Genomic DNA, 14,306 nt, shown 5'->3' with positions numbered 1-14,306 from the left:
GATAACTTGTGCGTACTTTGTGAGTGAATAGTGGGTATGCGCTGTAGGCCTTGTACCAAGAGGTTTGCACTATTTTTCTGCGTCTCGCTGCCCCCGGGCAGAATTTTGCGGGCGCGAACCCTATCACAAAAATCGGTTCAGTCGAGGGCCATTTCGGGTGAGGCTGGCAGTGTCGTGGAGCGGGCCGTAGTATCCGCAGCAAATGTGTCAGTTGTGCAGGCCTTTTCGCGGGTCAACCCGCACCCACAGGTCAAGCGCAGGCAGTCAATAAAGAACAACAACCAAGAGACCCGGCCATGGACCAGCCACCGAACCGCATCCTCATCGTCGAGGATGACCAGCGTCTTGCCGAGCTTACCGCCGAATACCTGCAGGCCAACGGCTTCGAGGTGGCGGTGGAGGGCGACGGCGGGCGCGCCGTGCGGCGTATCGTCGACAGCCAGCCAGACCTGGTGATTCTTGACCTGATGCTGCCAGGTGAGGATGGCCTGAGCATCTGCCGCCGGGTGCGCGGTCAGTATGCCGGTCCGATCCTCATGCTCACCGCCCGCAGCGACGAGCTCGACCAGGTCCAGGGCCTGGACCTGGGCGCTGACGATTATGTGTGCAAGCCGGTACGCCCACGCCTGTTGCTGGCGCGGATCCAGGCCCTGTTGCGGCGCAGCGAAGCGCCAGACAGCAAGCGTCCGGACCTGGCCTTCGGCGGGTTACGAATCGACAACCGACTGCGCGAAGCCTGGCTCAACGATCAACTGATCGACCTGACCGGCGCTGAATTCGATTTGCTCTGGTTGCTCGCCAGCAATGCCGGCCGGGTACTGTCCCGCGAACAGATCTCCACGTCCTTGCGTGGTGTCGGCTATGACGGTCAGGACCGCTCCATCGATGTGCGCATTTCCAAGATACGCCCCAAGATCGGTGACGACCCCATCCACCCGCGATTGATCAAGACCCTTCGCAGCAAGGGCTATCTGTTCGTCGGCGAGGGCCCATGAACAACTCGATCTTCCTGCGTATCTATGGCGGCATGCTTGCCGTGCTCGTGCTGGTGGCGGTGCTTGGTGTGCTTAGCCTGCACCTGGTCAACCAGGTGCGCGCCAGTCAGCACCGTGAGAACCTTGCCCAAGGTACCTTCAGCCTGATGGCCGATAACCTGGCCCAGCAGTCCGAGGTCGAGCGCAAGCGTTCGATAGTGATGTGGGAGCGTTTGCTGGGGGTGCCATTGTCGCTGCAACCGATGTCGGCGCGCACCTTGGATGGCGGCCAGCGGGCGCGCCTGTACCGTGGTCTGGTGGTGGTGGAGAAGACAGGGCCGCATGCCGCCCAGGTGTTGCGCAAGGTGGGTGGCGAAGAGCTGCTGCTGGTGGCGCAGGTCAGCCAGGTCAGCGAGCAATTGGCGCGGGCCACCCTGTACCTGCTGGCCGACGAGCTGGTGCGTTACCCGGTGACCGAGCAGCAACGGCGCCTGGCCGAAATCAAACAGAGCAAGGGGTTCGGCTTCGACATCGCCCTGCAGCGCCTGGAGCGGGTCGGACTGGACGACGACCAGCGGCGGCGGGTGGAGGAGGGCGATACGGTCATGGCGCTGGGCAAGGACGGCGACTCGATCCGGGTGTTCGCCGGCTTGGCGGGTTCGCCCTGGGTACTGGAGATTGGCCCGCTGTACCAGCTCAACCCCTACCCGCCACAGCTGCTGATCCTGATCACTTTCCTGGGCTTGTGCCTGATTGGCCTGGTGGTTTATCTGCTGGTACGACAGCTGGAGCGGCGCGTTTCAGGGCTGGAGATCGCCGCCACGCGCATCGCCCAAGGCAGCCTGGATACCCGCGTGCCGGCAGGTGACGCCGACTCGGTGGGGCGTCTGGCCGCTGCGTTCAACGGCATGGCCGAGCACCTGCAACGCTCGTTGAGCATGCAGCGAGAGCTGGTGCGGGCAGTCTCCCATGAGCTTCGCACCCCGGTGGCGCGCTTGCGTTTCGGCCTTGAGATGATCGAAAGCGCCAGCACCGAACAGGCCCGCGCCAAGCACCTGGCTGGCATGGACAGTGATATCCAGGACCTGGATAAACTGGTCGATGAGATGCTGACCTACGCCCGACTGGAGCAGGGCGCGCCAGCGCTGAAGTTCCAGCGGGTCGACCTGGATGCCTTGCTCGATCGGGTCATCGAAGAGTTGGCGCCGTTGCGCGCGGACGTGAGCGTAGTGCGCGGGGAGTGCCAGTGCGATGCCGAGCAACAGGCGTGGGTCGAGGCCGAGCCCCGCTACCTGCACCGTGCCTTGCAGAACCTGGTGGGCAATGCCCTGCGTCATGCCGGCTCGCAGGTGCACGTGAGCTACCAACTGGGTCAGCAGCGCTGCCGTATCGATGTGGAAGACGATGGGCCTGGCATTCCCGAAGGTTACTGGGACCGCATCTTCACCCCGTTCACCCGCCTGGACGACAGCCGCACCCGTGCCTCGGGCGGGCATGGCCTGGGGCTGTCGATCGTGCGGCGGATCATCTACTGGCATGGCGGACGAGCAACGGTAGGGCGCAGTGAAGCACTGGGCGGCGCATGCTTCAGCTTGAACTGGCCCCGCGAGCAAGCGCCGCTGTAGGCCTCAGACGCTGATCAGGCTGAGCAAGTGGCCTTCGTGCTGGCAGAACTGGCCCTCCAGCTCGATACCGTGGCGCCACTGGGCGGAGAGGTCGGTGAGCAGGCGCAGGCGGGCCGAGCCCTCCGAGGACCACTCCAGCAGTTCGGCGTGTTCGAAGTAGAAGCGCTGTCCGGTCAGGGGGTACAGGGCCTTGAACAGACTTTCCTTGAGCGAGAACGTCAGGGTGACGGTCAGGCTTAGCTGGCGCCGGTCCAGGCGCTCGAGCTCTGCTGGGGTCAGGATTTCGCCCATCAGGCGTTCGGCGCGCTCGTCGTCGAGCAGGCTCTCCTGATCCAGCCCCAGTCCCTGGCAACTGCCATCGGCAGCGACCACGGCGGCAGCCCAGCCCTTGCCGTGGGTGATCGAGCCGTGGATACCCGGGGGCCAGATCGGCGAGCGATCCTCGTGGGTGCCGGGCACATAGTCACGACCATCCAGGCGTTGCAGCGCGGCCCGGGCGCATACGCGTCCCGCCAGGTATTCGGCCTGGCGCTTGGCGACCGAGCGCTGAAGGCTGGCGCTTTGCGCGATGCCGGCACGCTGGAAGTCGTCGGCGGCCAGGCGCGCGGGGTCGAAGGCGCAACTGACCAGCACCGCGCCGGGGAGCGGGCTGGGGAGGGGCCAGTGGTACTGGAGCGGGGCGCAGCAGTTTGGAAGTGTGTTCATGGCGGTATTGTGCCAGTGCCGAAGGCTCTTCGGGAGTCGCCCAATCGCCCTGTGGCTGGCCATAACCTCTGAGACGCCGGCGAACCTGCCGTAGGGAAGTAGAGACTGTGCGCTCGAATGCACGGGTGAACTTTGCGTTTAAAACAACTGGAACGAAATTCAGACGCAGCCGACATACGGTCGGCTCTCGGTTACGTAGGCTTTGGTCATTCACCGTTCGGGAGATTCGTCCATGGCTGTCAACGGAAACATGAGCATCGTCGGTGAACGACAAGGCCTGATTTCGGCAGGTTGCAATTCGCAGCCGTCCATTGGTAACAAATGCCAGTCTTTGCATCAGGATGAAATCTTGGTGCTGGCTTACAGTCACGAGCTTGCCAATCCAGGCAGTACACAACGTGCCATCCATCGTCCAGTGATGATCACCAAGCTGGTTGACAAGGCCAGTCCCTTGTTGGCCCAAGCCGTGGACAGCCGCGAAGTGGTCCGCTGTGACATACACCTTTATCGCTTTCATCCAGCGGGTCATCAGGAAAGGTACTTTTCGGTAAAGCTGGAGGGCGCCGTGATCGTCGCCCAGAGTTTTGATGTCCCACACGCGATATTGATGTCCGATCAGGAGGCCGAAGAGCGGCTGCTCATCAGTTATCGCTCGATCAGTTGGATTCATCATACGGCTGGGACGACGGGGCATGCTGCCTGGGAAGAAACGCCATGAGTCGCCAGGACGATTTTGGCGAGCGTCTGGATCAAGCGTTTTGGGAGCTCAACACAGCTGCCTCCGGGCTGGTTGGCTACGGCTGCAGCGTCAGTGCGCGTTACCTGCAAGATCGCGGATTGCGTATGCAATTCAATCGGGAGTTGGCGTATTACGCGCGGCGGGTCCTGGACGATGTCATCCAGCGGCGCATCAGCCCGGAGGAGGGGCTTGAGCGCATTCAGGCGGAACAAAAGAGTTTGTTCTCGGAGGCCCATCGTGTTTTCACGCAGGTTGGTGGCATAGCCGGTGGTGTTTCGCAGGTAGCCACAGGTCTGACGAGTTGTATAGGCAGCCTCGGTGCAGCGTGCGTGTTCCATGGAGGGCCCTTGATCGCACATGGCGGAAACAATGTCTATGAGAATGCCTTGGGGTTGTATGAAGGGCGCACTGATGTAGTGGGGCCTGTCCGAGAAATATATCAGGATGCCGCCAAGTCAATGGGGTATGGCGAGCGCGAGGGGAACATTGCTTATTACAGTGCTGATCTCATTTTTTCTGGGCGGGCTTTGTGGCACAAGGTTCCTAGGAAAGGCGCTTGGCGTCTTTATAAATATTTGGATACCGACAAGGAGCGAAAGTACAGGCAGCTAGGAATCAAGGGGCTTTCACTTGAAATTGGCGCGTCTGTATTGACGTTTAAGCAACTCATGGAGGAGTACAGTAAATGAAGTTGGTTGGTTTTCTGGTCTTTGTCGTATGCGATGTGATTCTGAGGTTGATACTGAATAGGTCATTTTTCAGAGAGCTGGTCAGTGGATGGAAGGTGTTTTTTGCACTTGCTTATTGCTCAATCATGGGGTGTGTTTATAGGGAAGTGATGGGGGGGGAAGGGGTGTTTGGGTTTTCCCAAGAATCCCCTCACCCCGTCGAAGCTTGGACTGTCATTATCCTCTGCGGTGTCATGGTATTTTTCCATATATGGGCGTTCACTTCGAAATTGGACGATTAGGGGCCGCCCCCTGATGCGCTGGTTCGGCCCCAACAATCCTCAATCAAACGCCTTCTTGAAAAACGCCTGCATGTCCGCCCACGAGCTTTCGTCCGCCGCCTTGTTGTAGCCGATGTCCGGCCCGCCATGCTCACCATGGCTCATGCGGTCTGCGTCGGGGTTGGTGAAGCCGTGCTTGGCGCCTTGGATGGTGACGAATTCGTAACTGACCCCGGCCCTGTCCATTTCCTCCTTGAACGCCGTGACCTGTTGCTCGGTGACGATGCTGTCGGCCGCGCCGTGCTCGACCAGGATCTTGGCCCTGACCACGCCGGGCTTGGCTGGTGTCTGGGTGGCCAGCGGACCATGGAAACTCACCACCCCATCGAGTTTCTCCCCACGCCGTGCGGCGTCGAGCACCACCTTGCCGCCGAAGCAGTAGCCGATGGCGGCCAATTGGTGCTTGTTGGTGTTCGGCTGAATCTTCAGCAGTTCCAGACCCGCGTCGAAGCGCTTGATGGCACCCTCGGGGTCCTTCATCGCGGCCTCGAGGAAGGCCTTGGCCTCATCCGGATGCTCGGTGTGCTTGCCATCGCCATACATGTCGATGGCCAGCGCGTTGTAGCCCAAGGCAGCCAGGTCACGAGCCCGGCGCTTGGCGTAATCGTTCAGCCCCCACCACTCGTGCACCACCAGAATACCCGGGCGCTTGCCTTCGACGGCATCGTCATAGGCGTAGTAGCCAATCAGGCGATTGCCGTCGGTATCCTGGTAGGGGATCTCACGGGTCTGTACCGCCGCCTGGGCCACGGCGGCGCTGCACAACAGGGTCAAAGCCAGCAGGGCACGCATGCTCAGTACTCCTTGTTCAGCAAACGGTTCGTTCAGCCCTGGTTCAGCCAGGGTTCAGCCGCGGTTCAGGGCGCTCTGCTTACTCTAGCTTCCAGACAGAAACAGCGCACCCAACTGGAGTACGAATCCATGAAAACGCTCAATTCCCTGATTGCCGCCATGGCCGTTTGCGCCGCAGGTTTCACCGTGACCGCCCAGGCCGACGACAACTTCGCCAGCCTGACCTATGGCCAGACCAGCGACAAGGTCCGCAAGTCCGGCCTGCTGCAAAGCAACACCGACCACCTCAATGCCGACGGCATCATCGGCAAGGACGACACCTGGGGCGTGCGCCTGGGGCGGATCAACGACCAGGGCCGCTACTACATGACCTACGACAACGTCTCGGGTGACCACAGCGGTTACAAGCTTCGCCAGGAAAACCTGCTCGGCAGCTACGACCTGTTCCTCCCGGTGGGAGATACCACCAAGTTGTTCGGTGGCGCCAGCGCGGGCATGACCAAGCTCACGCAGGACTCCCCGGGTGCCCGTCGTGACACGGACTACGGCTACGCGGTCGGCTTGCAGGCCGGTGTGATCCAGGAGCTGACCGATAGGGCTTCGGTTGAACTGGGCTACCGTTATCTGCGTAGCAATGCCAGCACCGAAGTCGGCGACCATGGTGGGCCTAAGGATGGCACCCTGCGCCTGACCAGTAGCGCCCAGACGTACCTGTCGGCCAACTACAAGTTCTGAAGACCGTTGCATGTCGCATCACTGGTAATCTGTAGCAGCCTGATCGCCGGCAAGCCGGCTCCTGCAGGGACAGCACCGCCCTGGTAGGAGCCGGCTTGCCGGCGATAGGGGCGCTACAAGCAGCAAATGACAAGGAGAACCCCCATGAAACTGCTGGTGGTCGAGGACGAAGCGCTGCTGCGCCATCACCTGCACACCCGCCTGGGCGAGAGCGGCCATGTGGTCCAGGCCGTGGCCGATGCCGAAGAGGCGCTGTACCAAGCCGGGCAATACCACTTCGACCTGGCCATCGTCGACCTGGGCTTGCCGGGCATGAGCGGGCTTGAGTTGATCGGCCGGTTGCGCGGCCAGGACAAGACCTTCCCCATTCTCATCCTCACCGCGCGCGGCAACTGGCAGGACAAGGTCGAAGGCCTGGCCGCCGGTGCCGACGACTATCTGGTCAAGCCGTTTCAGTTCGAAGAGCTGGAGGCACGCCTGAACGCCTTGTTGCGTCGCTCCAGTGGTTTCACCCAATCCACCATTGCCGCCGGGCCGCTGGTGCTGGATCTCAACCGCAAGCAGGCCACCCTGGACGACAACACCTTGAGCCTGACGGCCTACGAGTACCGTATTCTCGAGTACCTCATGCGCCATCATCAGCAGGTGGTGGCCAAGGATCGGCTGATGGAGCAGCTCTACCCGGATGACGAAGAGCGCGACCCGAACGTTATAGAAGTGCTGGTCGGTCGCCTGCGTCGCAAGCTCGAGGGGGACCGTGGGTTCAAACCGATCGATACGGTACGCGGGCTGGGCTACCTGTTCACCGAGCGCTGCCGATGATTCGTTCACTGCGGGTGCGCCTGATGCTGGCAGCGGCATTGCTGGCACTGCTGTTCATGCTGGCGTTGCTACCGGCGCTGCAGAAGGCGTTCAGCCTGGCGCTGCAGGAATCCATCGAGCAGCGTCTGGCGTCGGATGTGACCACGCTGATTTCCGCGGCTCGCATCGAGCACGGCCAATTGCAGATGCCGACGCTGTTGCCGGACGAGCGCTACAACCTGCCGTACACCGGATTGCTGGGCTACATCTTCGACCGGAGCGGCCAGTTGGTCTGGCGCTCGCGCGCCACGGCCGACCAGAACATCAATTACCAACCGCGCTATGACGGGCGTGGCAACGAATTCGCGCGTATTCGCCAGCGCGATGGCGAGGAGTTTTTCGTCTACGACGTGGAAATCAAGTTGCTCGGCGGCCAGAGCGCGGCCTACAGCATTGTCGCCTTGCAGCCAGTGCGCGAGTACCAGCACACCCTCGATGGCCTACGCGAAAAGCTCTACCTGGGCTTCGGTGCGGCCTTGCTGGCCTTGCTCGGGTTGCTCTGGGCGGGTTTGACCTGGGGCCTGCGCTCGTTGCGCAGGCTCAGTCACGAGCTGGATGAGGTGGAGGCGGGCACGCGTGACGGGCTCAGCGCTGAGCATCCCCGCGAGCTGTTGCGCCTGACCGGGTCGCTCAACCGCTTGCTGCGCAGCGAGCGTGAGCAGCGCCAGCGCTACCGCGACTCACTGGGCGACCTGGCGCACAGCCTCAAGACTCCGCTGGCAGTCTTGCAAGGGGTGGGCGAAAGCCTCGGGCAGGGCAGTGGCGAGCGCGAGCAGGGGCGGGTCTTGCAAAGCCAGATCGAGCGCATGAGCCAGCAGATCGACTACCAGCTGCAACGCGCCAGCCTGCGCAAGAGTGGCCTGGTGCGCCACAAGGTCCTGCTGCGGCCGGTGCTCGACAGCCTGTGCAGCACGTTGGACAAGGTCTATCGGGACAAGCGTGTGCACGTTGACCTGGACCTTGCCGAGCAGGCGTTCGTGCCGATGGAACAGGGTGCCTTGCTGGAGTTGCTCGGTAACCTCTTGGAGAACGCCTACCGGCTATGCCTGGGCAACGTCCGCGTAAGCCTTCGGGAAGCCCCAGGGCAATTGGTGCTGTGCGTCGAGGACGATGGGCCCGGCGTACCGGCAGATCAGCACCAGCGCATTCTGCAGCGCGGAGAGCGGTTGGACCGCCAGCATCCGGGGCAAGGTATCGGGTTGGCGGTGGCCAAGGACATCATCGACAGCTATGACGCGCAGCTGAGCCTGGAGGCGTCGGCGCTGGGGGGCGCAGCGTTCCTGATCATCTTCCGGCTTGATTGAGCCGCTGGCAGTGCCGGCCCCATCGCCGGTGCGGGCGGATTCCCGCCAACCACCCTGTTCAAATTCCGCCATCGGGCGGAAATCCGCCAGGCCTTCCGGATTTTTCTGCCCTGCTCTTGGGCGTTTTCACCTCGTGAATACAGGGTTTGCACCCATCATGGGCATTTTGGCATCGCCCTTGCTATTGGACTTGTCAGAGGCCTGCCCAGGCAGCTCGAACACAACGACAAATCCCTCCGGGTGCAGGAGGGTTAGCGATTCAGGTGCCCCGACACCCTGGGAAGGGTGAAGCCGGCACACTTGAGGAAAATTAGCCATGACGACACGTCAGCCGCTGTACAAGTCCCTGTATGTCCAGGTGATCGTTGCCATCACCATCGGCATCCTGCTCGGCCATTTCTACCCCGAAACCGGCGTCGCCCTTAAGCCTTTGGGTGATGGTTTCGTCAAACTGATCAAGATGGTCATCGCGCCCATCATCTTCTGCACCGTGGTCAGCGGTATCGCCGGCATGCAGAGCATGAAGTCGGTCGGCAAGACCGGCGGCTACGCGCTGCTGTACTTTGAAATCGTTTCCACCATCGCCCTGATCATCGGCCTGGTAGTCGTCAACGTAGTCAAGCCGGGCGCAGGCATGCACGTCGACGTCAGCACCTTGAATGCCAGCAGCGTGGCCGCCTATGCCGCCGCCGGCGCGCAGCAGACGACGGTCGGCTTCTTGCTGAACATCATTCCGAACACCATCGTCGGCGCCTTCGCCAACGGCGATATTCTGCAAGTGCTGATGTTCTCGGTGCTGTTCGGCTTCGCCCTGCACCGCCTGGGCAGCTACGGCAAGCCGGTGCTGGACCTGATCGACCGCTTCGCCCATGTCATGTTCAACATCATCAACATGATCATGAAGCTGGCGCCGGTCGGTGCATTCGGCGCCATGGCCTTCACCATCGGTCAATACGGTGTGGGTTCGCTGGTACAGCTGGGCTACCTGATGGCCTGCTTCTACATCACCTGCCTGCTGTTCATCCTCATCGTGCTGGGCGGCATCTGCCGTGCCCACGGCTTCAGCATCCTCAAGCTGATTCGCTACATCCGTGAAGAGCTGCTGATCGTACTGGGTACTTCCTCTTCGGAGTCGGCCCTGCCACGCATGCTGGCCAAGATGGAGCGTCTGGGCGCCAAGAAGTCGGTAGTCGGCTTGGTCATCCCGACCGGTTATTCGTTCAACCTCGATGGCACCTCCATCTACTTGACCATGGCTGCGGTGTTCATCGCCCAGGCTACTGACACCACCATGGATATCACCCATCAGATCACCTTGCTGCTGGTGCTGCTGGTGGCTTCCAAAGGTGCCGCGGGCGTAACCGGATCGGGCTTCATCGTCCTGGCGGCCACCCTGTCGGCTGTTGGCCACCTGCCAGTTGCCGGCCTGGCGCTGATCCTCGGTATCGACCGCTTCATGTCCGAAGCCCGCGCCCTGACCAACCTGATCGGCAACGCCGTCGCCACCGTGGTCGTGGCAAAATGGGTCAAGGAAATGGACAACGACACCCTGGCCGCCGAACTGGCATCCGGCGGTGCGCCGCTGATCGACACTCGTCCGACCGACGACTTGGGTGTGGCTGAAGGCCCGGCCCGTTGATCGAGCGCTTGTAGTGTTGAAAAGCCCATCTTCGGATGGGCTTTTTTTGTTCTGTTTTTAGGGGGGAAATGTCCTACCCGAGAAGTGTGTTTTTCGCGCCTGTACGTCCGATTGGTTACCTGATGTCTGTCAGCCGTTGTTGCTAGATTCGACCTCACTGCAATGGCAACGCGAACGTTGTTTCGCATTACAGCAGGTTAAATTTTCGGCTTTACAGGAATTCAAGGTAATGACTCAATCCAATGATCTGAATAACCACACCGACAGTGTACTTGTCGGTGGCAAGGGCAATGACCGTCTGGTGGGCGGAGATGACGCCGACGTCATCCTCGGTAAAGGTGGCGACGATGAGCTGGAAGGTGGCGACGGTCCTGACGTCCTGCGTGGCGGCAAGGGTAGCGACGTGATCGACGGCGGCAAGGGCCACGATTACCTGCATGGCGGCAAGGATGACGATGTCCTGATCGGCGACACTGGCAACGATGTCATCTTCGGCGGCCAGGGCGATGATGCGATCGAAGGTGGGCCTGGCACCGATATTCTCAGTGGTGGCAGGGGGGCTGATCTGTTCGTGTTTGCCAAGCTGGTGGACATGGGCGTTGGCCAGAAGCGCGATATCATCACCGACTTCAACGGTGCCGAGGGTGATCGCGTCGATCTGCGAGGCTTGGCGCAATCCTCGGGGCTGGAGTCCCTGACCTACATTGGCAGCGAAGCGTTCACCGACAAAGGTCAGATCCGTTTCGAAAACGAAATACTGTCGGGCAGCATCCATGGCCCCCAGGTAGATTTCGAGATTCAATTGGTCGGTGTGAAGACCTTCACCGCTGACGATCTGCTGCTCTGATCGCAAGCCCCACGGCAACTGGACGAGACGTTTCGCTGCCGCCGGGGTCACTCGACGCGGGTTTCCCCGCTGTAGACCAGGATTTCCCGGCACCGCCGGCACAGATAACGCCGACCCTGGCGCACCAGCTTGTGCCGCTGGGCGGTGAACGGGAAATCACTCCCCGGGCACGGGCACCGATAGATGTACCGTGTTGCCACCCGCCGCTGCACTTCATAGTTATGGCACCGATGAGGGGGCAGTTCATACACCCCGCGCATGATCAACTGCCATTCCTCGCCATGGGCCTGGATCCGGTCCCCGAACAATTGATGAGCGACCAGGTGCGCCACTTCGTGCGCCACGGTCTGGCGCAGGAAGTCTTCCTGGTTCTCACGGTACAGTTGAAGGTTGAAGCGCAGCAGGTTCTCGTGCAGGTGGGCGACGCCAGCTTTCTGCCCGCGCAGCTTGAAACTGACTTCGGGGCGTGCAAAGGGGCGTTTGAAGAAGGCTTCGGCTTGCTGGTAACAGGTTTCGACGCGTTGTTTGAGCAGCTCTGGCATGGCGGGGTGGTTCTCCTGACCGGGCATTATGCCGCAAGCAAAAGCGGCTTGCCGAGCCGCCGGTCAGCAGACAGCCAAAGGCCGCCTTGCGGCGGCCCTTGGTTTGATGCCCCAGTGTTGGTTGGATCTAGTTGGTGTAAACGGGCCCCACGCCCAAGCCCCAGATGATGACCGTGGCGGCCATGATAGCCACCAGGACCACCAGCCCCACTGCCAATACCGAACTCGAGAACAGGAAGCCCTCGTCGGGCGGTATGTTCATGAAGGTCGGCAAGCCGACATACAACAAGTAGACGGTGTAGCAGATGGCCGCGGTGCCGATCAGCATGCCCAGCCACAGGTGCGGGTAGAGTGCCGCCAGGCCGCCGAGGAACAGGGGGGTCGCGGTGTAGGTGGCAAAGGCGATGCATTGCGCCATGGAAGGGTTGGCGTCGTAGGTGCGGGCCATCCAGTGAATGAAGGCGCCCATCACCGCCACCCCGGCGAGCATCGCCAGGTAGGACATGATGCTCATCCACAGCGCGCTTTCCATGGTCAGCATCACCGCCGGCCTGTCGCCGATGACCCAACCGACCTGGGTAGTGCCGATGAATGCCGATACGGCAGGGATCGCTGCCAGGATCAAAGTGTGTGTCAGGTACATGTGGCTGATGCTTTCTTCCTCGCCACGAATTTCCCGCCATTCCTGGTCGGGATGAGTAAACAGCCCAACAACGTGATGAATCATGCCGGTCACTCCTCTCAATGTTGCCAACCGCCCCCCAAATGGAGCGCAAGCGGCCTGAGGCCTGAACACCGATGCAAGCGGTAATGTGGCCTTAAGTCGCAGTATAGGAAGCCGTTCCACGCACAAAACCGACTTTTTAGAGCAAATTGCGCTGTCAAGACGGGTGTTGATTACCTTGGGGCCTTTATCGGAATTGCATGTCTTTCACTGGCTAAGCCCTACGCCCAGGCTCGGTTTGTGCGTAAAATAGCCGGCTTTTGTCACACCTCGCGGATCCAAGCGCTATGGGCACCCTCTCGGTCAACCAGAACAAACTGCAAAAACGCCTGCGTCGCCTCGCTGGCGAAGCCATCACCGACTACAACATGATCGAGGATGGCGACAAGGTCATGGTCTGCCTGTCCGGCGGCAAGGACAGCTACACCATGCTCGACGTTCTGTTGCACCTGCAGAAGGTGGCGCCGATCAAGTTCGAGATCGTCGCGGTGAACATGGACCAGAAGCAGCCAGGCTTCCCGGAGCACGTGTTGCCGGCCTACCTGAAGGCGCTGGGCGTCGAGTACCACATCGTCGAGAAGGACACCTACTCGGTGGTCAAGGAGTTGGTGCCAGAGGGCAAGACCACCTGCTCCCTGTGCTCGCGCCTGCGCCGTGGCACCCTGTACACCTTCGCTGACGAGATCGGCGCGACCAAGATGGCCCTGGGCCATCATCGCGACGATATCGTCGAAACCTTCTTCCTCAACATGTTCTTCAACGGCGCCCTCAAGGGCATGCCGCCCAAGCTGCGTGCCGACGATGGCCGCAATGTGGTGATACGCCCATTGGCCTATTGCAGCGAGAAGGACATCCAGGCCTACTCCGACATGAAGGCGTTCCCGATCATCCCGTGCAACCTGTGTGGTTCGCAGGAAAACCTGCAACGCCAGGTGGTCAAGGACATGCTGGTGGAATGGGAGCGCAAGCACCCTGGTCGTACCGAGAGCATCTTCCGTGCATTGCAGAACGTGGCGCCCTCGCAGCTGGCCGACCGCAACCTGTTCGACTTCACCAGCCTGAAGATCGACGAGAACGCCACCCCGCGCTTCCTCGACGTGCTGAACATCTGAGCCCATGCGCGACTACCAGTGGCTGCACACATACTGCCTGAACCGCTTCGGCTCGGCCCAGGCGCTGGAGACGTTCCTGCCACAGCCCAAGTCGCCGGAGCAGTTGCGTGACATCAGCGATGACCGCTACCTGTCGACCCTGGCCCTGCGGGTGTTCCGTGCTGGACTGAAGCACAGCCTGGTGGATGCCAAGTGGCCGGCTTTCGAGCAGGTGTTCTTTGGCTTCGACCCAGAGAAGGTCGTGCTGATGGGGGCCGAGCACTTGGAGCGGTTGATGCAGGACGAGCGCATCATCCGCCACCTGGGCAAGCTCAAGAGCGTGCCACGCAATGCGCAGATGATCCTGGACGTGCAGAAGGACAAGGGCAGCTTCGGTGCGTTCATCGCCGACTGGCCGGTAACCGACATCGTTGGTTTGTGGAAGTACCTGGCCAAGCATGGCAATCAGTTGGGCGGCCTTTCGGCGCCGCGTTTTCTGCGGATGGTGGGCAAGGATACGTTCATCCCCACCGAGGATATGTCAGCGGCATTGATTGCCCAGGGCATCATCGACAAGGCGCCGACCAGTCAGCGAGACCTGGCGTTGGTGCAGCAAGCGTTCAACCAGTGGCACGAAGAGAGCGGGCGGCCATTGTGCCAGCTGTCGGTGATGCTGGCGCATACCGTGAATCATTGAGGCTTTCGGGGCCGCACGGCGG

The 14,306-nt window shown here is 61.2% G+C and carries 15 protein-coding genes; 11 read left to right on the top strand and 4 right to left on the bottom strand.

The features are described from left to right. The first annotated feature begins 296 nt into the window (after positions 1–296). A complete protein-coding gene (locus tag H620_RS0105560) occupies positions 297–995 on the top strand; it encodes a response regulator (protein WP_023379117.1) in 699 nt (232 codons plus the stop codon). Continuing rightward, entirely contained in the window at positions 992–2,599 is a 1,608-nt protein-coding gene (locus H620_RS0105555) for an ATP-binding protein (protein WP_027906909.1), read from the top strand. Before H620_RS0105560 ends, H620_RS0105555 begins: the two co-directional genes overlap by 4 nt. 3 nt (positions 2,600–2,602) lie before the next feature. Here H620_RS0105555 and H620_RS0105550 read toward each other — a convergent pair whose 3' ends face one another. Next, the gene (locus H620_RS0105550) at positions 2,603–3,304 is read right to left on the bottom strand and encodes a 4'-phosphopantetheinyl transferase family protein (RefSeq protein WP_023379119.1); all 702 of its coding nucleotides are present in this window, start codon (positions 3,302–3,304) and stop codon (positions 2,603–2,605) included. 232 nt (positions 3,305–3,536) lie between these two features. On the opposite strand from H620_RS0105550, the gene H620_RS0105545 reads away from it, so the two are divergent. After that, positions 3,537–4,022 (top strand): Hcp family type VI secretion system effector, encoded by a 486-nt coding sequence (locus tag H620_RS0105545; RefSeq protein ID WP_027906908.1) that lies wholly within the window; start codon positions 3,537–3,539, stop codon positions 4,020–4,022. Further along, positions 4,019–4,732, top strand: coding sequence for a DUF4225 domain-containing protein (locus H620_RS0105540; RefSeq protein ID WP_023379121.1), 714 nt, complete (start codon positions 4,019–4,021; stop codon positions 4,730–4,732). The genes H620_RS0105545 and H620_RS0105540 overlap by 4 nt, the downstream gene beginning before the upstream one ends. A 320-nt stretch (positions 4,733–5,052) precedes the next feature. On the opposite strand, the gene H620_RS0105530 is transcribed toward H620_RS0105540, so the two are convergent. Continuing rightward, positions 5,053–5,844 carry a dienelactone hydrolase family protein gene (locus tag H620_RS0105530; RefSeq protein ID WP_023379123.1) on the bottom strand — a complete coding sequence of 264 codons (792 nt, stop codon included), beginning with the start codon at positions 5,842–5,844 and terminating at the stop codon, positions 5,053–5,055. A gap of 129 nt (positions 5,845–5,973) precedes the next feature. On the opposite strand from H620_RS0105530, the gene H620_RS0105525 reads away from it, so the two are divergent. From H620_RS0105525 to H620_RS26860, 5 genes are all read left to right on the top strand, one after another. Beyond that, positions 5,974–6,579 carry an outer membrane protein gene (locus H620_RS0105525; RefSeq protein WP_023379125.1) on the top strand — a complete coding sequence of 202 codons (606 nt, stop codon included), beginning with the start codon at positions 5,974–5,976 and terminating at the stop codon, positions 6,577–6,579. 144 nt (positions 6,580–6,723) lie between these two features. Continuing rightward, entirely contained in the window at positions 6,724–7,401 is a 678-nt protein-coding gene (locus tag H620_RS0105520; RefSeq protein WP_027906906.1) for a response regulator, read from the top strand. Then, positions 7,398–8,744: an ATP-binding protein gene (locus tag H620_RS0105515; protein WP_023379129.1), complete on the top strand. Its 1,347-nt coding sequence runs from the start codon at positions 7,398–7,400 to the stop codon at positions 8,742–8,744. The genes H620_RS0105520 and H620_RS0105515 overlap by 4 nt, the downstream gene beginning before the upstream one ends. A 316-nt stretch (positions 8,745–9,060) precedes the next feature. Further along, positions 9,061–10,383, top strand: a complete 1,323-nt coding sequence (locus H620_RS0105510) for a dicarboxylate/amino acid:cation symporter (protein WP_023379130.1) — start codon at positions 9,061–9,063, stop codon at positions 10,381–10,383. Between the two features lie 229 nt (positions 10,384–10,612). Next, positions 10,613–11,230, top strand: a complete 618-nt coding sequence (locus tag H620_RS26860; protein ID WP_023379131.1) for a calcium-binding protein — start codon at positions 10,613–10,615, stop codon at positions 11,228–11,230. Between the two features lie 47 nt (positions 11,231–11,277). Here the strand turns inward: H620_RS26860 and H620_RS0105500 are convergent, their stop codons facing one another. Then, entirely contained in the window at positions 11,278–11,772 is a 495-nt protein-coding gene (locus H620_RS0105500) for a SprT family zinc-dependent metalloprotease (protein ID WP_023379132.1), read from the bottom strand. Positions 11,773–11,899: 127 nt separating this feature from the next. Next, positions 11,900–12,499 carry a Yip1 family protein gene (locus H620_RS0105495; RefSeq protein WP_023379133.1) on the bottom strand — a complete coding sequence of 200 codons (600 nt, stop codon included), beginning with the start codon at positions 12,497–12,499 and terminating at the stop codon, positions 11,900–11,902. A gap of 284 nt (positions 12,500–12,783) precedes the next feature. On the opposite strand from H620_RS0105495, the gene ttcA reads away from it, so the two are divergent. Beyond that, positions 12,784–13,608, top strand: coding sequence for a tRNA 2-thiocytidine(32) synthetase TtcA (gene ttcA / locus H620_RS0105490; RefSeq protein WP_023379134.1), 825 nt, complete (start codon positions 12,784–12,786; stop codon positions 13,606–13,608). Positions 13,609–13,612: 4 nt separating this feature from the next. Beyond that, on the top strand, positions 13,613–14,284 hold the full coding sequence (locus H620_RS0105485) for a DNA-3-methyladenine glycosylase I (protein WP_023379136.1): 672 nt from the start codon (positions 13,613–13,615) through the stop codon (positions 14,282–14,284). The last annotated feature ends 22 nt before the right edge of the window (positions 14,285–14,306 follow it).

Source organism: Pseudomonas taiwanensis DSM 21245 (genome assembly GCF_000425785.1).
Classification (GTDB): domain Bacteria; phylum Pseudomonadota; class Gammaproteobacteria; order Pseudomonadales; family Pseudomonadaceae; genus Aquipseudomonas; species Aquipseudomonas taiwanensis.
Note: the sequence above shows the minus strand (reverse complement) of the source record. Positions and strands in the feature narration are given on the sequence as shown.